General features: G+C 65.2%; 16 protein-coding genes. 9 read left to right on the top strand and 7 right to left on the bottom strand.

Annotation, left to right across the window (positions count from 1 at the left end; translation table 11 throughout):
• Positions 1-132: 132 nt before the first annotated feature.
• The 7 genes from UNPA324_RS02105 to UNPA324_RS02075 all read left to right on the top strand — a co-directional run bounded on the left by UNPA324_RS02105 (position 133) and on the right by UNPA324_RS02075 (position 9,620).
• Positions 133-1,428: an N-acetylmuramoyl-L-alanine amidase gene (locus UNPA324_RS02105; RefSeq protein ID WP_141933214.1), complete on the top strand. Its 1,296-nt coding sequence runs from the start codon at positions 133-135 to the stop codon at positions 1,426-1,428.
• A 320-nt stretch (positions 1,429-1,748) separates the two neighbouring features.
• Entirely contained in the window at positions 1,749-4,253 is a 2,505-nt protein-coding gene (locus tag UNPA324_RS02100) for a penicillin-binding protein 1A (protein ID WP_128921991.1), read from the top strand.
• Positions 4,254-4,362: 109 nt separating this feature from the next.
• Positions 4,363-5,494 (top strand): peptide chain release factor 2 gene (gene prfB / locus UNPA324_RS02095; protein ID WP_128921990.1). Its coding sequence is split into 2 segments (ribosomal slippage): positions 4,363-4,431 and positions 4,433-5,494, totalling 1,131 coding nucleotides; the frame shifts between segments, so codons are not numbered across the junction.
• Positions 5,495-5,496: 2 nt separating this feature from the next.
• Positions 5,497-6,378 (top strand): NAD(P)-dependent oxidoreductase, encoded by an 882-nt coding sequence (locus tag UNPA324_RS02090; RefSeq protein WP_141933212.1) that lies wholly within the window; start codon positions 5,497-5,499, stop codon positions 6,376-6,378.
• Between the two features lie 15 nt (positions 6,379-6,393).
• Positions 6,394-7,269: a DMT family transporter gene (locus UNPA324_RS02085; RefSeq protein ID WP_141933210.1), complete on the top strand. Its 876-nt coding sequence runs from the start codon at positions 6,394-6,396 to the stop codon at positions 7,267-7,269.
• 95 nt (positions 7,270-7,364) lie between these two features.
• Complete coding sequence (locus UNPA324_RS02080) at positions 7,365-8,276, top strand: DMT family transporter (RefSeq protein ID WP_141933208.1); 912 nt, start codon at positions 7,365-7,367, stop codon at positions 8,274-8,276.
• Positions 8,277-8,384: 108 nt separating this feature from the next.
• Positions 8,385-9,620, top strand: coding sequence for an ABC transporter substrate-binding protein (locus tag UNPA324_RS02075; protein ID WP_141933206.1), 1,236 nt, complete (start codon positions 8,385-8,387; stop codon positions 9,618-9,620).
• Here UNPA324_RS02075 and UNPA324_RS02070 read toward each other — a convergent pair whose 3' ends face one another.
• From UNPA324_RS02070 to UNPA324_RS34915, 5 genes are read right to left on the bottom strand one after another with little or no spacing between them, the layout of a single operon-like run.
• Positions 9,621-10,913, bottom strand: a complete 1,293-nt coding sequence (locus UNPA324_RS02070) for an O-antigen ligase family protein (protein ID WP_141933204.1) — start codon at positions 10,911-10,913, stop codon at positions 9,621-9,623.
• A complete protein-coding gene (locus UNPA324_RS02065; protein WP_181769261.1) occupies positions 10,910-12,304 on the bottom strand; it encodes a glycosyltransferase family 4 protein in 1,395 nt (464 codons plus the stop codon). The genes UNPA324_RS02070 and UNPA324_RS02065 overlap by 4 nt, the downstream gene beginning before the upstream one ends.
• Entirely contained in the window at positions 12,301-13,041 is a 741-nt protein-coding gene (locus UNPA324_RS02060) for an ABC transporter ATP-binding protein (protein WP_128921984.1), read from the bottom strand. Before UNPA324_RS02060 ends, UNPA324_RS02065 begins: the two co-directional genes overlap by 4 nt.
• A 3-nt stretch (positions 13,042-13,044) precedes the next feature.
• The gene (locus tag UNPA324_RS02055) at positions 13,045-14,973 is read right to left on the bottom strand and encodes a glycosyltransferase (RefSeq protein WP_128921983.1); all 1,929 of its coding nucleotides are present in this window, start codon (positions 14,971-14,973) and stop codon (positions 13,045-13,047) included.
• Positions 14,974-14,981: 8 nt separating this feature from the next.
• Positions 14,982-15,143, bottom strand: coding sequence for a hypothetical protein (locus UNPA324_RS34915; RefSeq protein WP_164936584.1), 162 nt, complete (start codon positions 15,141-15,143; stop codon positions 14,982-14,984).
• A gap of 126 nt (positions 15,144-15,269) precedes the next feature.
• Here UNPA324_RS34915 and UNPA324_RS02050 point away from each other — a divergent pair, with 126 nt between their 5' ends.
• Positions 15,270-16,145 (top strand): DUF6502 family protein, encoded by an 876-nt coding sequence (locus tag UNPA324_RS02050; RefSeq protein WP_128921982.1) that lies wholly within the window; start codon positions 15,270-15,272, stop codon positions 16,143-16,145.
• Complete coding sequence (locus UNPA324_RS02045; RefSeq protein ID WP_128921981.1) at positions 16,142-17,320, top strand: DUF5666 domain-containing protein; 1,179 nt, start codon at positions 16,142-16,144, stop codon at positions 17,318-17,320. Before UNPA324_RS02050 ends, UNPA324_RS02045 begins: the two co-directional genes overlap by 4 nt.
• A 33-nt stretch (positions 17,321-17,353) precedes the next feature.
• Here the strand turns inward: UNPA324_RS02045 and UNPA324_RS02040 are convergent, their stop codons facing one another.
• Positions 17,354-18,706, bottom strand: a complete 1,353-nt coding sequence (locus tag UNPA324_RS02040; protein WP_181769260.1) for a M23 family metallopeptidase — start codon at positions 18,704-18,706, stop codon at positions 17,354-17,356.
• A 111-nt stretch (positions 18,707-18,817) separates the two neighbouring features.
• Positions 18,818-19,507 carry a peroxiredoxin gene (locus UNPA324_RS02035; RefSeq protein ID WP_141933202.1) on the bottom strand — a complete coding sequence of 230 codons (690 nt, stop codon included), beginning with the start codon at positions 19,505-19,507 and terminating at the stop codon, positions 18,818-18,820.
• Positions 19,508-19,616 lie beyond the last annotated feature (109 nt).

The following is a 19,616-nucleotide window of genomic DNA, read 5'->3' as shown; positions in this document are numbered from 1 at the left end:
AGGAATGAGCCATCCGTGCAAGGGAGCGTCGCACGGCGGTCACAGTCGGCGAGTTTCGCGCTTCTGTCATTAAGGATGGATTAACCCTGTGGTTCTATTGCGTTAAAAGGGCCGCTCGGAGGCACGGAATCGGTGGCGAGCCGCACAAATCAACGGGTTTTGCTGGGATGCGCGCTGCTGTGCGCCGCAGCGTTGCCATGTGCCGATTCCTCGCGCCTGAGGGCAGCGGAAAGCCAGCAGCAACCCGCTGTTGCGGCGGCGAATTTTCCGATCGCCTCGGCTGCCCGGCTGGCCGGCGACGGCAAGCAGACGCGCTTCATTCTCGACATCGACCAGGCCATCACCTTCCGCGCCCTCACGCTGGCCGACCCGTACCGGATCGTCGTCGATGTGCCGCAGGTGAATTTTCAGCTGCCCGCAGGCACGGGGGCCGGGGGGCGCGGACTGGTCAAGGCGTTCCGCTACGGGCTCGTCATGCCCGGCGGCTCGCGAATCGTGTTCGACCTGACCGGACCGGCCAAGATCGCCAAGTCCTACGTGGTCGAGGCGGCCAACGGCCAGCCGGCCCGGCTCGTGCTGGAGCTGGAGGAGGTCGACCGTGCCGCCTTCGTGCAGGCGCTTGCGCCCGAAAACCGCCCCGAACTGCGGCCCACCATCGCCGAGGCGCCCCCTGTAACGGCTCCCGCGTCCACCGCCCCGGACACGGCGCAGCAGAAGGCCGATGGCCGACCGGTGGTCGTGATCGATCCCGGCCATGGCGGCATCGACAATGGCACGCAGTCGAGCGGCGAAAGCGAGAAGAACCTGGTGCTGGCCTTTGGGTTGGCGCTCCGCGACAAGCTCGAGAAGGCCGGCAAGTACCGTGCGGTCATGACGCGGGACGACGACACCTTCATTCCGCTCAATGACCGGACCAAGATCGCCCGCAATCTCAAGGCGGCCTTGTTCGTCTCGATTCACGCCGATGCGCTGCCGCGTGCCGAGGGCGATGCGCAGGGCGCGACCATCTATACGCTGTCCGACAAGGCGTCCGACGCCGAGGCCCAGCGGCTGGCGGATGCGGAAAACCGGGCAGATGCGATCGCCGGTTTCAACCTCGCGGAGGAGCCGACCGACGTCGCCGACATCCTGATCGACCTCACGCAGCGAGAAACCCGCACCTTTTCAAACCGTTTCGCCCACCTCTTGATGGGTGAAATGAAGTCGACGGTGCGGATGCACAAGCATCCGCTGAAGTCGGCCGGCTTCCGGGTCCTGAAGGCGCCCGACGTGCCGTCGGTGCTGGTCGAGATCGGTTACGTCTCCAACAAGGGCGACCTTGAGCATCTGGTCTCCGAGGGCTGGCGGTCCAAGGCCGTAGGCTCGATGGCGCAGGCAATCGACGGGTTTTTGACCAAACGGATGGCCACGGCGGGATCGTCAAATTGACGACCCGGGGATCGTCAAATTGACGACCCCGGGGGGATCGTCAAATGACGCCCCCCGGGGATCTTCGAACTGAAGGGGTTTTCCGTCCCGTCGCAAAGGCCCTAGTTTGGCCACAGCGGGCGCTTTATAAAAATGCCGCAGGGGGTTCCGGAATCGGCGAGAATCCTGTTCGGCAAGCGTCTTAAGTCCGGCACTGACGGTATTGCGTAGGCCGGCGGAATTCGCGACGTGAGGTTGGCGCCAGTTTGGGGTGCCAAGGGACCGATACTGGGCTGATACTGGTACTGGGCTGATCCAGACTTTGAACGGATAAACAGATAATGCGCTTGCTGGTGCGGTTCATGGGCTTCCTGTTCGCCGCGGGAACGGTGGTGTTCCTTGTCGGTGTCGGGGCCGTAGCAGGCTTGATCTGGCATTTCTCCAAGGACTTGCCGGACTACTCTCAGCTTCAGGATTACGAGCCGCCGGTGATGACCCGGGTGCACGCAGTCGATGGCTCGCTGCTCGGCGAATACGCCAAGGAGCGGCGGCTCTATCTGCCGATCCAGGCGGTCCCCAAGCTCGTGATCAATGCGTTCCTGGCGGCCGAAGACAAGAACTTCTACGAGCATGGCGGCATCGACTACACCGGCATGGCGCGCGCGGGTCTCGTCTACATCCAGAACTACGGCTCGAACCGGCGTCCGCAGGGCGCCTCCACCATCACCCAGCAGGTCGCCAAGAACTTCCTGTTGACCAACGAGGTCTCGTTCGCCCGCAAGATCAAGGAAGCCTTGCTGGCGATGCGGATCGAGAAGACCTATTCGAAGGACAAGATCCTCGAGCTGTATCTGAACGAGATCTATCTCGGTCTGGGCGCCTACGGCATCGCAGCCGCTTCGCTGGTCTATTTCGACAAGTCGGTGAACGAGTTGACCGTCGCAGAAGCGTCCTATCTGGCTGCGCTGCCGAAGATGCCGGCGACACTGCATCCCGTCCGTAACCGCGACCGCGCTGTCGAACGCCGCAACTACGTGATCGACCGCCTCCAGGAGAACGGCTGGATCAAGCAGGCCGACGCCGAGAAGGCGCGCAAGGAGCCGCTGGCCGTCACCAGCCGGTCCAACGGCGCTCACACCTTCGCCGGCGAATATTTTGCCGAGGAAGTCCGTCGCGACATCTTCGAGCGCTATGGCGAGAAGAAGCTGTACGAGGGCGGTCTCTCGGTCCGCACCACGCTTGATCCGAAGATTCAGGTCATGGCGCGGAAAACCATGGTCGCCGGCCTCGTGAACTATGACGAGCAGCAGGGCTATCGCGGCGCCATGAGCAAGCTCGATACGTCGGGCGACTGGGGCGTGAAGCTCGCCGAGATCAAATCGCTGTCCGACATCTCGCCGTGGCGCATGGCGGTGGTGCTGGAGACCAGCGACCAGTCGGCGCGCATCGGCTTCCAGCCGAGCCGCGAGCTTGGCGGCGCCGTCAGCAAGCAGCGCGAGACCGGCCTCGTCACACTCGATGGCGTGCGCTGGGCACGAGCGGCTCAGGGCAATACCAAGGGCAAGACGCCGACCTCCGTGGCGCAGGTGCTGCAGCCAGGCGACGTGATCTATGCCGATCCGCTTTACAGCAAGGAGGGACAACCGGTCGAAGGCCAGTACCGGCTGCGCCAGATCCCCGAAGTGTCCGGCGCAATGGTGGTGATGGATCCCTGGACCGGCCGCGTGCTCGCAATGGTCGGCGGCTTCTCGTTCGACCAGAGCCAGTTCAACCGCGCTACGCAGGCCTATCGGCAGCCGGGATCGTCGTTCAAGCCGATCGTGTATTCGGCTGCGCTCGACAACGGCTATACGCCCTCGACCGTCGTGCTCGACGCGCCCATCGAAATCGATCAGGGGCAGGGCGCTGGCGTATGGCGGCCGGAAAACTTCTCCTCGGGCAAATTCCAGGGACCGGTGACGCTGCGTAACGCGCTGCGGCAATCGCTCAACACGGTCACGGTGCGCCTTGCGCAGGACATCGGCATGCCGCTGATCGGCGAATATGCCCGCCGCTTCGGTGTCTATGACGAGCTGCCGAATTACCTGTCCTACGCGCTCGGCGCCGGCGAAACGACGGCGATGCGCATGGTCACGGCGTACTCGATGCTCGCCAATGGCGGCCGCCGGGTGAAGCCGACGCTGATCGACCGTATCCAGGACCGTTACGGCCGCACCATCTTCAAGCACGACCAGCGCGAATGCCGCGGCTGCGACGCGCCGGGCGGCTGGAAGAACCAGGCCGAGCCGCAGTTGATCGACCGTCGCGAGCAGGTGCTGGACTCCATGACCGCCTACCAGATCACCGAGCTGATGGAGGGCGTGGTCCAGGCTGGTACCGCGACCGTGGTCAAGGAGGTCGGCAAGCCGGTCGCCGGCAAGACCGGTACCACCAACGAGGCCAAGGATGCATGGTTTGTCGGCTTCTCGCCCGACGTCGCCGTCGCCATCTATATGGGCTACGACAAGCCGCGTCCGCTGGGTAAAGGCAATGCCGCAACCGGCGGCCATCTTGCGGCTCCGATCGCGCGCGATTTCCTCAAGCTCGCGCTCGCCGACAAGCCCGCGGTTCCGTTCAAGGTGCCTGCCGGCATCAAGCTTGTGCGCGTCGTCTCCAAGACGGGCATGCGCGCAGGTCCCGGCGAGACCGGCGGCACCATCCTCGAAGCCTTCAAGCCGGGTACGGCGCCGCCGGACAATTATTCGGTCATCGGCGTGGCCGACGCCGACGGTCGCATGCCGGCCTCGCAGCAACAGCAGCCGGATTCCGGCTTCTTCATGCGGCCCGGCACCGGCGGGCTCTACTAAGGCCGGATAACACAGACGATCGCGGTTCCGGCGGTTGCGCTTTGCAGCCGCCGCCGTTACATCCCGTTGCAATCGAACGCGGACCCATTCCGCGACATCAGAGAACGACATGCGCGCCGAAATCGAACGGTTGGTAGAAGAGATCAAGCAGTCGGTCGGGCTGCTGAGGAGGCATCTTTGACGTCGAGAAATCGACGGCGCGCCTCGCTGAGCTGAACAAGCTCGCAGAAGATCCCAATCTCTGGAATGACCCCCAGAAGGCCCAGAAGCTGATGCAGGAGCGGACCTCGCTTGAGGATTCGCTCTCGGGCATCGGCAAGGTCGAGCAAGAGCTCGAAGACGATATCGGCATGATCGAGCTCGGCGAAGCCGAGGGCGATGACGGCGTCGTCGCCGAGGCCGAAGCTGCGCTGAAGAACCTCAAGAAGGAAGTGGCGCGGCGCGAGCTCGAAGCGCTGCTGTCGGGCGAGGCCGATCGCTTCGATTCCTATCTCGAAGTCCATGCCGGCGCCGGCGGCACCGAGAGCCAGGACTGGGCGCAGATGCTGCTGCGCATGTACACGCGCTGGGCCGAGACGCACGGCTTCAAGGTCGAGTATCTCGAAGAGTCCGAGGGCGAAGAGGCCGGCATCAAGTCGGCGACGATCCAGGTCTCCGGCCACAACGCCTATGGCTGGCTGAAGACCGAAGCCGGCGTGCATCGCCTCGTCCGCATCTCGCCGTTCGATTCCAACGCGCGGCGGCACACTTCGTTTTCGAGCGTGCAGGTTTTTCCGGTCATCGACGACAGCATCAAGATCGACATCAAGGAATCCGACGTTCGCGTCGATACGATGCGGTCGGGTGGCGCCGGCGGCCAGCACGTCAACAAGACCGAATCCGCGGTGCGCCTCACGCATATCCCGACCGGTGTCGCGGTGGTCTGCCAGGCCGGCCGTTCCCAGCACAAGAACCGGGCCCAGGCCTGGGACATGCTGCGTGCGCGGCTCTACGAGATCGAGCTGAAGAAGCGCGAGGAGAAGGCCGCCGCCGACCAGGCCGCCAAGACCGATATCGGCTGGGGCCACCAGATCCGCTCCTATGTGCTGCAGCCCTACCAGATGGTGAAGGATTTGCGCACGGGCGTGCAAACCTCCGACACGTCGGGCGTGCTCAACGGCGAGCTCGACGACTTCATGGCCGCGACTCTGGCGCAGCGCGCCTTCGGCACCACTGGTGCCGACATCGAGGACGTGGATTGATCATGCCCCGCGTCGCCTTCATCGGATTGGGGCGGATGGGCCACGGCATGGCCGGCCGCTATCTCGATGCCGGCTTCACGGTGACGCTGTGGAATCGCAGCAAGGCCAAGGCGGAGGACCTGATCGCGCGCGGCGCGCATTGGGCGACCTCGCCGGAGGATGCGGCGATCGATGCCGATGCCGTCGTGACCATGGTCGCCGATGACGAAGCCTCGCGCGCGGTCTGGCTCGGGCCGAAGGGCGCCGCCAAGACCGCCAAGGCCGGCACGATCGCGATCGAATGCTCCACCGTCTCCTATGACCACGCCCGCGAGATGGGCCGCGAGCTGAACGCGCGCGGGCTGATCTACATCGATTGCCCCGTCACGGGATTGCCGGACGCGGCGGCCGCCGGGAAACTGACGCTGCTGGTCGGCGCAGATGCCGCCGATCTCGAACGTGCGCGGCCTTATCTCGAACCGATCGGCGCGACCATCCGCCATTTCGGCGCGGTCGGCTCCGGCACCGTCTACAAGCTCATCAACAATCTGATGGGCGCGATCCAGATCGCCGGCCTCGCCGAGGGGCTTGCGATCGCCGAGCAGGCCGGGCTCGACATGAACCTGGTGCTGGAGTCGATCCAGGCGGGCGTTGCGGCAAGCCCGCAGGTCGCGCGCCATTCCAAGCGCATGGTCGCCCGCGACTTCAGCGGCGCGACCTTCACGGCGGCGTTGCGGCACAAGGATGCCGCCTACGCCGTGAAGCTGGCGGAGAGCCTCTTGGCCGGCAAGCCTCTGGTCGCCCGCGCCGCGGTCGAAGCCTACGCGCAGGCCAAGGCCGCGATGCCGGATGACGACGAAGGCAAGATGATCGAGCTGGTGTCGCGGCCGAAGAAGCCGTCTTAAGCCGGGCGCATCCATATGGGGCAGCCTCGATCGGAACGCGGTCTCGGCATTGCCCTCGTCGTCGCTGCCGCGATTGCCTGGAGCACGGCGCCGTTCTTCACCCGGTTGTTGCCGTTCGATCCCTGGACCATTCTGTTCTGGCGCGGCCTGTTCGCCGGCTGCTTGATTAGCGTGTTTCTCATGGTGATGCAGGGCCGGGCCGCTCTGTGGCAATTGGTTGTGCCCGGGAGGGGCGGCCTGCTCGTCGCATCCCTGTCCACGATCGGCATGGTCTCGTTCATTCCCGCGCTTCAGATGACCGAGGTGATGAATGTCGCGGTGCTCATCGCCACGCAGCCGTTCGTCGCGGCTGCGCTGGCGTGGTTGTGGCTCGGAGAGGCCGCGACATGGCGCACGGTGATCGCAAGTCTCGTCGCGTTTGCCGGCGTGACCATTACCGTTGGCGGTGTCGAAGCCGGCGCCGATGTCCGCGGCGTGGCGCTGAGCTGCCTGATGGTGGTCGCCATCTCGGCCATGACGGTCGTCGTTCGACGCCATAGAGAGACCTCGATGGTTGCAGCGGCAGCGCTGTCGAACTTCCTGGGAAGCCTCGTCAGCCTGCCGTTTGCCCACGATATCGCCCATGTCGGCGGCAACGGCCTTGCGATCCTCGCGATGTTCGGCTGTTTCCAGGTCGCGCTCGGCCTGACGTTCTACATGCTCGGCTCACGCCTGCTGCCTTCGGGGCAGGCCTCTCTCATCGCCACTCTGGAGACGCCGCTGATGGCATTCTGGATCTGGGTGGCTTTCCGCGAGGTGCCGGCCGTGCATGCGCTCATCGGAGGAGCGCTGGTGATCGGAGCGGTGATTGCCGATATCGTCGGGGATGCAAGGAAACGCCAGGAGGCGTGAGCCGTCTTGTTGCGAAGTGCCGGCGCCTTGTCGGAAATCGGGTGGCGAGAATCCCTGCCTCGGCCTAGGCGAGCAGTTGCGCCGAGGTGAAACAAATGCCCCCGAACGACGACAGGATCGACGCGCGAGACTGGTCGCTGCTCGCCGTGCTCTCAATCCTCTGGGGCGGCTCGTTCTTCTTCAACGGCGCGGCTTTGCGGGAATTGCCGCCGCTGACGCTGGTGTTCCTGCGCGTCGCGCTCGGTGCGGCTATTCTGCTGCCGCTGCTGCGCCTGCAGGGGATCGGCTGGCCCAAGGGCATGACGGGTTGGACGCCGTTCGTTGCGATCGGGCTGCTTAACAATGCCATCCCGTTCTCGTTGATCGTGATCGGCCAGACTTTCATCCCGAGCGGGCTGGCATCGATCCTGAATGCGACCACGCCGCTGTTCACGGTGGTCGTGATGGCGGCGGCAGGCGAGGAGACCTTGCATATCCGCCGCGTGGCCGGCGTGGCGCTGGGCCTTATCGGTGTGGTCATCCTGCGCGGGTGGGGCATCGAGGCGAGATCGGGGCAGGGGCTCGGCATCCTGCTCTGCCTGGGCGGGGCCCTCAGCTATGGATTCGCCGCACTGGCAGCGCGGCGATTGCTCAAGGACTCACCGCCGCTGGGCACGGCGACGTTTCAGCTGATGGTGTCGACGATGATGATGGCGATTGTCGCCGGCGTGGTGGAGCAGCCATGGCGGCTCGCAATGCCAGGCGTTGCGACGTGGTCCGCGGTGCTTGGCCTTGCCGCTCTGTCGACGGCGCTCGCCTACATCGTCTTCTTTCAGATCGTGCGCCGATCGGGCGCGAGCAACGTCATGCTGGTGACGCTGCTCATTCCCGTCACCGCCATCCTTTTAGGTTGGCTGATGCTGGGGGAGCCGATCTCCGCGCGCGAGATCGCGGGCGCCATCGTGATCGGCAGCGCGTTGCTGGCGATCGATGGGCGCGCTTTACACCTGCTGCGGCGCAGGGTGTAGTTCCATATCTGCCGTTTCATCTTGCGGAAAATCGCGGCGCTTGCCAGCCACCGTCCGCCTTGCGACACTCCCTGCAAAACAAGACTACAAAACACAGGGGAGAGACCAATGCCGGGTCGTCGCAAGAATCTTGCTGCCCTCGCCATGCTTGTTGCCGGCGTGCTCGTCACGGCACCGGCTTTGGCGCAGAAGAAATACGACCCCGGCGCCAGCGACACCGAAATCAGGATCGGCAACATCATGCCCTATAGCGGGCCGGCGTCGTCCTATGGGGTGATCGGCAAGACCGAGGCCGCCTTCTTCAAGATGATCAACGAGCAGAGCGGCATCAACGGGCGCAAGATCAATTTCATCAGCTATGACGACGCCTATTCGCCGCCGAAGGCGATCGAGCAGGCGCGCAAGCTGGTGGAGAGCGACGAGGTGCTCTTGATCTTCCAGTCGCTCGGCACGCCCTCGAATTCCGCGATCATGAAATACATGAACGCCAAGAAGGTGCCGCAGCTGTTCGTCGCCTCCGGCGGCACCAAGTTTGGTGACCCCAGGAACTTCCCGTGGACCATGGGTTTCCAGCCCAACTACCAGAGCGAGGGACGGATCTACGCAAAGTACATTCGCGATCATTTCCCCGACAGCAAGATCGCCGTGTTCTGGCAGAACGACGACGCAGGCAAGGACCAGTTCAAGGGGTTGAAGGACGGGCTCGGCGACAAGGCCAGCATGATCATCGCCGACAAGTCCTATGAGGTCAGCGATCCCTCGATCGACTCGCAGATCGTGGCCTTGCACGATTCCGGTGCCGACATCTTCTTCTCATGGGCCGCGCCGAAGGGATCGGCGCAGGCGATCCGGAAAGTGGGCGAGCTCGGCTGGAAGCCGAAGTTCTTCCTAGCCAACACCGCGACCTCGGTCGCTTCGGTGCTGAAGCCCGCCGGGCTCGAATATTCCAAGGACATCATCTCGACCGCGTATCTGAAGGATCCGACCGATCCGACCTGGGACAAGGATCCGGCCGTGGTGAAATGGCGGGAGTTCATGGACAAATATTACCCTGACGGCGACAAGGCCAACGCCAACAACATCTACGGCTATGTGCAGGCCGAGGCGATGGCGCAGGTGCTGAAGCAGTGCGGCGACAACCTCACGCGCGAGAACGTCATGAAGCAGGCGGCCAACCTGAAGGATTTCCACACCGACCTGATGCTGCCGGGCATCATGGTCAACACCTCCCCGGACGATTATTTCCCGATCGAGCAGATGCAGCTGATGCGCTTCAACGGGCAGGCCTGGGAGCTGTTCGGCGAGGTCATTACCGGCGAGGTCGGCCACGAGCGCAGCCAGTAGTTACAGCCGGTGGCTGGCAACGCTGTCGGCTTTTGTCTTCAGCACCATGCCGCCGGCGACCCCGACACCGAGCACATACATCCAGCCCTCGTGGAAATCGAACAGATGCGAGTTCAACAGCGAACTCGCGACGTTCTGGACGACGACCACGAGCCCGATCCAGGCGGCGAGGCCTTCGCTGAGGAATAGGCGGAGATGGACGATCCAAAGAGCGTAGAGCAGGACGACGCCGAGCAGGCCCCATTGCACCGCGACGTTGAGGGTCTGGTTGTGCGGATTGTTGACGACCTCCGCATCGAGGCTGCTCTCACCCGTTGCTGCGCGCTCGAACTGGCGCTTGATCGCGCCGGTGCCGTGGCCGATCAAGGGCGCCTCGGCAAAGCTATGGATCGCCTTGCGCCAATAGGTCAGCCGCTGCGCGGTCGAGGCACGGCTGATGTCCTCATGGCCGTGGCGATATTCGACGGCAATGTCGGTGATCCGCTGGCGCAGATAGGGCGACGTCGTCCAGGCTAGCGCGGTTACGGCGACCGTGCCTGCGAGCAGGACCAGCGTTGCGCGCCGGTTGAGATGCTTCCAGGCGAACAAGGCCAGCAGGACCGCAATGCAGAGCAGCGCCGTGCGAGCGGAGGCGACGAACACCATGTTGGCGGCGAACAGCAGGATCAGCGCCAGACAGGCCGCCGTCGCGACCACGTTTCCGCTGCGCCAGAAGGTCAGCGCGGGGAGCGCAAGCGCGAATGCACAGAGGGTGAACTCCTGGCTCTGGTCGATGTAGTTCTTGACGGGCACGCCAGCCGACGCCGTCGCTGTGATCTTCCAGGCAGGGTCGAGCAGCACGATCCAGGAGAGGACGGCAAGCAAGGCACAGGAGGCGAGAAAAGCGAGGCCAACCCAAAGACCGCGCTCCAACCGGCTGAAATGGTAGAGCAGCGGCGGAATCAGCACGAGCTTTGCCACCGGCTTGATCGCGTGCAGCCGATCCGCCCAAGCCCCGTCCGACCACAGCATGCCCATGAGCGCGAGCAGCAGGATTGCGAAGGGCAGGGCGTAGGCAGGCTGCGCGAGCCTGCCCGAATAGTCGCGCCAGTCGATGGTCGGCGTCACCGCGAGCAGAAAGAGCCCGACCAAGATCGAGGGCGCCGTGGTCGACCACGGCAGCGAGGCCGCGATCAGGACGGCGAGGACGTCTGCGGCCCGGACCAGCGTGGCCGCGCTGCGCCAACTCTTCCATCGGCCGTTCCTGCCTTCCTGATCGGCAGGACCGGGCCACAACGCGGATTCGGCGGTCATCCGTATGAAGCGAGTTGCTCGCCGACAAGGCTTTCCGTGGGCGCATGATGCCCGAGGAAATCGCGGGCCTGGGTCTCGTAGCCGAAGCGCTCGGCGAGCTCGTGCCGCCGCGCCCGGATCCTGCCGCGGCACTCCTCCTGCCGGGTCAGCACGCGGGTGATGGAGGCGGCGACCGAGTCGGTCGAGAACGGGTCGAAATAGTCGGCGAGTTCGCCCGCGACCTCGCGAAACACGGCGATGTCGGAGCACAGCACCGGCGTGTTCGCAGCGAGGGCCTCGATGATCGGCACGCCGAAACCTTCGGCGAAACTCGGCATGATCAGGCCGTGCGCCTCCGCAATCAGGGCGGCCTTTTCGTGCTCGTCGACATAGCCGGCGAAGCGGACATTCGGCGGCAGATTGCGCATCCGGCTGATCTCGCCGGCATAGCCGATCACGACGAGATCGGCCTGGGACACGCTGCGGAACGCGCGGACGACGGTGGCGACGTTCTTGCGCGGCTCGTTCGAGACGATGACGACGAAGCTCGGCCGCCCCGGACGCCCCGACGGGGCTGGGAGGTGCAGGACATCCGGGGCATCGAACCGGGTGCGGGGATACACGACCCGCGCCGGCAGGTGCGCAAATTGCGGCAGCAATTCCCTGAACCGCATCATGCTGTAGTTCGAAACGAAGGCGAGCTCGTCGGCCTGACGCAGGCTCGTCAAGAGGCGCGACAGGAACAGCCGCGTTGCGACGTCGCTGAGCTTGAGGTCGGTGAGCGGCAACAAATCGTGCACGACGCAGATCACCTTGGCGCCGGGCTTGCGCGTGATCGCCACCCGGGTCGGGGTGTCCACGACGATGACGTCGTAGCCTCGTGCATCGACCCGCGGCGGCGGCAGCAGGAAGAAGGCCGAGGAGTCCTGGTAGCTGTAGAAGCCGGATTCGAGCTGAAAATCGCGGAACAACTCGAGATGACGCAGGTCGGGCGGAACGTATTCGAGCGCAGCCGTCCTGTTCTCGATCAACCGGGCGCGCAAGGCCCGCAGCCCGATCGCGCGCAGGAAGCAGACGATGTAGTCCCACGACACGGACATGGTGGCCTTGTGGCGGATCCAGTCGAGCGTGCGGCGCAGGCCGCCACGCACGACCGGCTCGGCCATGTTGACCTCGTCGAGGAAGCGATAAAGGGCAAGCAGCTCGATGTTGCGCGCCTCTGCTGGAAACAGCTTGGTCCGCCGCTCGCGCCGCTGCAGCTTCCGATAGCGCCGCGTGGTCTCCACCAGCAGCGTCAGCGCATGCCCCTCGGCGGCGAGCGAGCGCATCAGCTCGCGGGTGAAATGGAAGATGCCACGCTTGTGGTTGGGCTCGCCCAGCGCTTCGGATATGACGAGGATGTTCTGCTTCATGCGCGTTTCTCGCGGAGCTCGAGGGCGTGTGCGGCCGGCGAGGTGACCGTGACGGTCGAGGCAATGCGGCCATGATCGAGGTTGATGATGCGGGTGCAGGTCCGGCGCAGCAGTGGCTGGTCGTGCGAGGCGATGATCACGATCGCCGCCTGCGACACGAGGTTCAGGAGCCGCTCCTGGGCCTTTTCGGCAAAATTCTCGTCGACCACGCTGAGCCATTCGTCGAGCAGGAGGATGTCGGCCGGAAAAGCCGTGGCGGTCGCAAACAGCACCCGCATCAGCATGCCCGAGGAGAACATCCGCAGCGGCACTCGCTGCATGCGCGCCTCGAGCTCGGTGAAGGCCCAGATCTCCTCGATCATCGCCCGGGTCGGCTTGCGGCCGCTGATCCGCAGCAGCAGGGCGATGTTGTCCTCCGCGACGAAGTCGAGGTTGACGCCGGCGTTGAGGCCGAGCAGGGGCACGACATTGCCCCGGACCGCGATGCTGCCGCTGCTCGGCGGATAGACGCCAGCGATCAATCGCAACAGCGTCGATTTGCCGGAGCCGTTCGGTCCGGCAAGCCCGATGCGGGCACCGGTTTCGGCCTCGATGGTGACGTTGTCCACGGCGCGGATGATCCGCATCTCGCCCGGGTCGCGGATGAGATGGCCGAGCAGCCGTCGTTTCAGCGAATAATCGTAGGCGCCGTAGAGCGGATAATCGAGACCGACGTTGTGGAGGCTGATCGAGACCATGCGTCAGATCCAGAATGCGGCTTTGCGCAGGTGGACCAGCGTCAGCATGCTCGCAATGACCAGCAATACCAGCGCGACGAGAACGTAGACAATACTCACGGGATCGACCTGGCCGCCCACCAGCGGCTCGCGCCACACCGCGAACAGATGTGTCAGCGGATTGAGCCGCATCACCGTCGAGCGGTGGTTGATCATGTCCGACGACCAGATCACGGGCGAGGCGAGAAAGGCGAGCATCAGCGTCGATTCGATGATCGGCTTGAGGTCGCGATAGCGCGTTGCCATCGCGCCGAGAACAAGGCTCAGGGCGAAAGTGCAAACCACGAACAGCAGCAGGCCGGGGAGTGCCGCCAGCGCGTGAGAGAGGTCGTGGGGCGACAGGATGAGCCACAGCACCAGCGGCACGCAGGCGTTATGAAGCGCGAACAGTCCCTGGCGGAACGTGCATTGCAGGAGGAAGATGACCGGCGGCAGCGCACGGTCACGGATCAGGCTCGCAGAGTTCTGCAGCGCCGTGGTCGCATCGAGCACCACGCTGTTGAGAAAGGTCCAGGCCGTCATCGAGAGCGCGAGCATGGGCAGACGCGACAGCACGTCGGCATTCGACATCTGCCCGATCACCGAGCCGAGCACCGCGACCACGATCGCCATCTGGAGCGACATCCAGAACGGGCCGAGCAGTGAGCGCACGTAGCGGTGGCGCATGTCCGACCAAGCTAGCGTCGCCGCGATCCGGACGCTGTCCAGCCAGCCGGGGGCCTGCGGCCGCTCGGCGCTCGCCGAACGCTGCTCACATGGCGCGGCAACGGCGTCGCGGTAGACGGTCTCCATGCCTTGCTTGAAAGCCGTGGCCGAATATCGGGTGAGGGCGCGATTGCGCGCCGCAAGTCCCATGCGGCGGCGGCGTTCGGGATCGCGGATCAGCATGTCGATGGCTTCGCCGAGCATTTCAGCGTCGCCAGGCGGCACGGTGATTGCCTCCATGCCGTGGCGGGCGACCCGCGGCACCGCCGTGTCGAGCGCCGTGTTCACGACCGGGCGGCCTGCGGCCATGGCCTCCAGCTGAACAAGGCCGAACGTCTCGGCATTGGTGACGGATGGCATCACGAAGACGTCGGCGAGGCACATCAGCTTGATGCGCTCGCAATCATTGACCGAGCCGAGCAGACGGACGCGCTCTGCGAGCCCGAGCTCCTCGATCAGTTGCACCAGGCGCGGTCGCTCGGTGCCCTCGCCGATGATCCAGACTTCGAAATTGTGTGCGGCTGCGGCACGGACCAGCACGTCGAACCCCTTGTAGGGCACGAGCCGGCCGCAGGCGAGCACCAGCCGGCCGCGATCATTGACGTGGTGCGGCTCGATCTTCGGCCAGTCGTAACCCGAGGTGTCGATGCCAAACGGCACCACGTGGCATTTGTCCTCGAATTCGCGCAGGAGCGGCGTGTTGTCGACCAGCACGTGGTCCGAGACGACGATCGCCTTGGCGCGCTGCAAAGTCCGCCGCATCAAGGGTTCGACGAACCAGCGCAGGCCGGCATGGGTGACGATGTCGGCGTGCCAATGCACCACGAGCGGCCGCTTGCGGCCGAAACCGAACGCGAAGACGAGATCGGCGAGCGGGAAGGGCGCGTGGAGCGCGAGCAGATCGTGCGCGGCGATCTTCCGCCAGAGACGCCAGGGATAGGTGGGGGCGGCGGGCAGCGACAACAGATTGCCGAACGAGCGGACGCGCTCGACCGGCACGTCGTCGACGACGATCTCGCGCTTTTCGGGCGATTGCGAGCAGACCAGCACGGCGGAGGCGAAGGCGTCCTTCAGGCTCGCGCAGATGTCACGGATCACCGTGAGCGTGCCGCCGAACAGGTCGGGATAATAGATCTTGAAGATGTGCAGCACCGACGGGCGGCGCGGATTGTCGCTGGTGTGATGCATGATGGCGGTCAGCCTGCCAGAAGGGCTGCGACGAACGGTGCAGCCAGCACCGAGATGAAGATCACGCCGCGCAACAGCGCGGGCAGCATCGGTTCGATCGCGCCGCGCTCCCAGTCGGAAGCCGGCACAGCACGCGGTGAACTGGAAATGCGGACCAAGCGGTCAGCCATGGGTGTCGTGTCCCTTTACGTCGCGCCCTCAGTGGCGTCTCGTATATGTGGGAAAATTTACCACGTCAATCATCGAGCGAAAAAATGTGGGATTGTGTCCCACATAAGGCATGGTACAATTCAGACATGAATGCCAAACCCGGGTCCAAAGCAGCGGCTCCGCAGCCGAATGCCGCCGCAAAGCTGCACGCGCCGCTGGCGCGGCTGCTGCGCCCGCTGGTGCGGCTCTGCATCCGCAGCGGCATGACCTTCCCGGCATTGGCGCAATTGCTTCGCGAGCTCTTCGTCAACGTCGCCGAGCACGATTTCGCGCTGGAGGGGAAAGAGCAGACCGACAGTCGCGTCAGTCTGCTCACCGGCATCCATCGCAAGGAGGTGGCGCGGCTGCGCGGCGCGGGGGCGCCGGTGCACGAGGCGCCGGCGGCTGTGTCGCTGACCAGCGCGGTGATCGCGCGCTGGCTGGCCGCGCCCGAGTTCACCGACGCCAAGGGCGAGCCGCTGGCGCTGCCGCGTACGGCGGAAGGCGATGGGCCGTCGTTCGAGCAGCTGGTCGCCTCCGTCACCAAGGACGTGCGGCCGCGCGCGGTGCTCGACGAATGGATCGACCGCAAGCTCGTCACCATCAACGAAGCCGACGAGATCGAGCTGGTCGAGGCCGCCTTCGTCCCCTCAGGCGAGGACGACAGCAAGTGGCACTATCTCGGCCGCAATCTGCACGACCACATCGCGGCCGCCGCGCAGAACGTCTCCGATGGGCCGCGCTTCCTCGAACGCGCGGTACACTACAACAACATCTCGGCGAAGCTCGCACGGAAGCTCGAGGCGCGCTCGCGCGAGCTCGCCATGGACGCGCTGAAGACCGCCAACCGCGAGGCCAATCGCGCGCTCGCCAAGGACAAGGGCGGCGACGCCCGCTGGAATTTCGGCATCTACATCTACAGCGAGGACGCTGACGAGGAGCGCGAGGCCAAAGAAGCCGGCAAAGAAGGTGGTGCTTCGTGAGCCGGCCGCCGCTGATCTCCCGCCGTTTGCTGCTGACAGGATTTTGGCTCGCCGGCACCGCGATGGCCCGGGCGCAGGTCAAGCGCGGCACCGACCAGGGCATCGGCGGCACCGGGATCACGCGCGGCGATGATCATGGCATCGGCGGTACCGGCATCGTCGGCGTCATACAGCGCTTCGGCAGCATCTACGTCAACGGCGAGCGGATCGCTTATGCCAGCGACGTGCCGGTGCGGATCGACGGCGAGGCGGCGAGCGCCAAGGCGCTACGCATCGGCCAGCTTGCGCGCGTGGTCGCGGTCCGTCAGGCCGACGGCACGCTCGTCACGCGCAATATCACGATCGCGAGCGAGGTTGCCGGTCGGATCGAGCAGGTGAAAGGCAACGAACTGATGGTGCTCGGTCAGAAAATCGTCGCGGGCGACAAGGAGAGCAAGCTTCGCCCGGGCACGCACGTGGCCGTCTATGGTCTGCGCCGGAGCGACGGCGTGGTCGTCGCAAGCCTGGTCGAGCCGCGACGCGCGGCGACCGAGCGTGTGACCGGCCTGGTCGAGCGCGGGCCCGACGGCCTGCGAATTGGCGGGCTCAAACTGAACAATGTCGATCCGCTGCTGGTCGGCCAGCGCGTCCAGATCGAAGGCAGCGTGAGCCAGGGCGCGATGCAGGCGGCGCGCACGCGGATCGATGATTTCTCGGATCTCGTCGGCGCAAGCCGGCTGTCGGTCGAAGCCTATGTGCAGCGCGCAGGCGCCAACCTCCAGCTCGGCTCCGGCTTCGTGGCCCGCGACGGCTCGCGTTTCGGGCCGACCGCCGGCGAAGCGCGCATGGTGGTCAACGGCGCGTTCGACCGTTCTCGCGGCTTCCAGGTGGAGTCGGCGCAGGCCATCGGTCAGGCACCTGGCGCAGCTCCATCCGGCGGCGGCAATCCCAACCGGTCGCCCGGCGGCTCGATCCTGCATCCGAATCGCACCACGCCCAATCCGGGCGGTCAGCCCGGCGCGCCCGCGCCGGGATCGCCATCCGGGGCAACGCCAGGTTCTGCGCCTACGGGACCTGGTGGTCCGTCAGGCCCAGGCGGAATGGGATCACCCGGCGGACCGATGGGGCCGGGCGGTGGAATGGGTGGTGGCGGATTCGGCGGGCCCGGAGGCGGAATGGGTGGCGGGCGACGTTAAGAGCTGCGCGCGCCGAACCTGAGGAATGCGGGCCTAGCCCGCGCTGAGGCGCACGCCAGCGCGCAGGAATTTCTGCGGATCCACGGCTTCGCCCTCGATCCGGGTCTCGTAATGCAGATGCGGTCCAGTGGAGCGACCGGTCGACCCAACCAGACCGACGACCTGGCCGATCTTCACGGTCTCGCCGACCCTGACATTGATCTCGGAGAGATGGCCGTAGCGGGTCGAAAGCCCGTTGCCGTGATCGACCTCGACCATGCGGCCGTAACCGCCGGACCAGCCGGCGGAAACGACCTTGCCATTGGCGGTGACGCGAACCGGATCGCCGGTGGTGGCGCGGAAGTCTAGCCCCGTATGCATCGCGGGCCGGCCGAGGAAGGGATCGCTGCGGACGCCAAAGCCGGAGGTGAACTCGACCTCGCCGATGACGGGCTTGCGGTAGGGCACCAGCGCTAGCGTGCGGTTGAGACGGTCCATCTCGGCGCGGGTGACGTTGATGCGAAAGAGCTGCTTCTCGAACGGCCCGGCATTGGCCGTCAGCTTGACGGGAACGAACGGCCCGCCCATTGCGTTGCGCGGCACGGCGGCTTCGAGATTGGCAAGACTGAGACCGAGATCGCTGACCACGCCGCGCATCCGGCGCATGCGTGAATCCATGCTTTCCTCGACCGCACTGAGCGCCGCCATCTGACGGCGTTCGACCTGATCGAGCGAGGTGGTGAGTCGGACCAGGACATTGTCGAAGCCCTGGTGCTTCGCGAATTGGTAGGTCGGCGGTGCCGCAACGGCCGGCGCGCGCGATTCGAGCCGCGCCTCGCGGTCCGGCGGCGCCACGAAGATGACGGTATCGCTGATCGGCGAGGGTTTTGGCGTGATCTGGCTCGCATCGCCGCGCTGCGGAGTCGCGCGGGGAATCGAGCCGGTCACGTCAGGCATGGCCCCGAGCGCCGTGGCCCGGGACTCCAGCGCCGTCTGGCGCTTCATGATCTGGTCGAGCTTCTGGTCGAACTGTTCCTGGTCGAGCAACTGCCGGCTGGTGGTGCGATCGACCTTGGCGCGCAGCTCAGCGATGCGGTCCTCATAGGCGTATTGCATCTCGGCCTGGCGGGCGATCAGCCGGGTCAGAACATCGTCACGGAAAGCAAAATAGGTGGCGGTCGCCGCCGACCAGAGACCGAGCAACACCACCGTTCCGACCACGATCCAGAACACCACGGGCCCGAAGCGGACCTGCTTGCCGGCATGGACGATGGTGTAGGCGTCGTCGGTCGCGGGAAGGGGGATTGCTACAGCTGCCGCAACCGCGGGGCGGCGTTGGAAGGCCCGGCCGTGGTCGTGAGCATGATGTTGGGGGTACTGCGAATATTGGGCAGAACTTTTCGACATCGGCACTCCCGCGCCGGTCGGATGAGTCCGTACGGCCTTAATTGCCGCAGCAATCTGGGCCGGTCATGGTTAATTTTCCGGAAACGGGAACGGGCGAATTTAAAGGACTGGTTAAAGGCTTCTTGCCGCTTCCAGCACCGCGTCGGCATGACCGTCGACCCGGACATTGCGCCAGATCCTGGCCACTTCGCCATCAGCCCCGACCAGCACCGTGGTGCGAAGAATTCCGAGGAAGGTCTTGCCATACATGGACTTTTCGCCCCAGGCACCATAGGCTTCCAGCATCTTGTGCTGCTCGTCCGAGATGAGGGGGACACCGAGGCCGTGCTTGTCGCGGAACTTCTCCTGGGCCTTTAACGGATCGGCGGAAACCCCGAGCACGGCGGTGCCGGCGGCCGCGAAGGCGCTGGCGAGGCGGGTGAAGTCGATCGCCTCGCGGGTGCAGCCGGGCGTGTCGGCGCGGGGGTAAAAGAACAGGACGAGCTTTTGGCCGGCATAGTCCGCCAAGGTGACCTCCTTGCCGCCGTCACGGGGCAGGCGAAAGGCGGGGGCCTTGCGGCCTTCGGCCAGGCCGGACTTCGCCGCCGTGGGCGAGGACGCCGATTTGGAGGAATTTAACTGTTTCGATGCGGCCCTATGTGATCCTGCTTTTGCTAGAGTCCCGGTTGATTTGCTCGCCGGCGCCCGCGGCGTCTTTGCGGGCGTTGTTCGAGTCGGTGCCCGCGTTTTCAGGGTCTTCTTTTTAGCGGTCGGACTGCCGGAGGGCGATTTGGGCGATTTCTTTTGGGATTTCTTGGACATACGCCTTCCTTTCGACGCTTTCGGCGGGTCAACCGAAACGGTATTGCAGCTCTCGTCCGGCGTCCCGGAATCGCGCCCTCGGCTGGGCAAGTCTGACGACGCCGGAGTA

Source organism: Bradyrhizobium sp. UNPA324, from assembly GCF_006658635.1.
Lineage (GTDB): Bacteria > Pseudomonadota > Alphaproteobacteria > Rhizobiales > Xanthobacteraceae > Bradyrhizobium > Bradyrhizobium nanningense.
This window is presented reverse-complemented; position numbering and strand designations above follow the sequence as displayed.

What these genes read in the sequence shown, in the direction of transcription:
- UNPA324_RS02090 (WP_141933212.1), top strand. Translation starts at nt 5,497, where the DNA reads ATGCCCCGCGTCGCCTTCATCGGATTGGGGCGGATGGGCCACGGCATG.
- UNPA324_RS02035 (WP_141933202.1), bottom strand. Translation starts at nt 19,507, where the DNA reads ATGTCCAAGAAATCCCAAAAGAAATCGCCCAAATCGCCCTCCGGCAGT.
- UNPA324_RS02085 (WP_141933210.1), top strand. Translation starts at nt 6,394, where the DNA reads ATGGGGCAGCCTCGATCGGAACGCGGTCTCGGCATTGCCCTCGTCGTC.
- UNPA324_RS02100 (WP_128921991.1), top strand. Translation starts at nt 1,749, where the DNA reads ATGCGCTTGCTGGTGCGGTTCATGGGCTTCCTGTTCGCCGCGGGAACG.
- UNPA324_RS34915 (WP_164936584.1), bottom strand. Translation starts at nt 15,143, where the DNA reads ATGGCTGACCGCTTGGTCCGCATTTCCAGTTCACCGCGTGCTGTGCCG.
- UNPA324_RS02050 (WP_128921982.1), top strand. Translation starts at nt 15,270, where the DNA reads ATGAATGCCAAACCCGGGTCCAAAGCAGCGGCTCCGCAGCCGAATGCC.
- UNPA324_RS02065 (WP_181769261.1), bottom strand. Translation starts at nt 12,304, where the DNA reads ATGAAGCAGAACATCCTCGTCATATCCGAAGCGCTGGGCGAGCCCAAC.
- UNPA324_RS02060 (WP_128921984.1), bottom strand. Translation starts at nt 13,041, where the DNA reads ATGGTCTCGATCAGCCTCCACAACGTCGGTCTCGATTATCCGCTCTAC.
- UNPA324_RS02075 (WP_141933206.1), top strand. Translation starts at nt 8,385, where the DNA reads ATGCCGGGTCGTCGCAAGAATCTTGCTGCCCTCGCCATGCTTGTTGCC.
- UNPA324_RS02040 (WP_181769260.1), bottom strand. Translation starts at nt 18,706, where the DNA reads ATGTCGAAAAGTTCTGCCCAATATTCGCAGTACCCCCAACATCATGCT.
- UNPA324_RS02080 (WP_141933208.1), top strand. Translation starts at nt 7,365, where the DNA reads ATGCCCCCGAACGACGACAGGATCGACGCGCGAGACTGGTCGCTGCTC.
- UNPA324_RS02070 (WP_141933204.1), bottom strand. Translation starts at nt 10,913, where the DNA reads ATGACCGCCGAATCCGCGTTGTGGCCCGGTCCTGCCGATCAGGAAGGC.
- UNPA324_RS02055 (WP_128921983.1), bottom strand. Translation starts at nt 14,973, where the DNA reads ATGCATCACACCAGCGACAATCCGCGCCGCCCGTCGGTGCTGCACATC.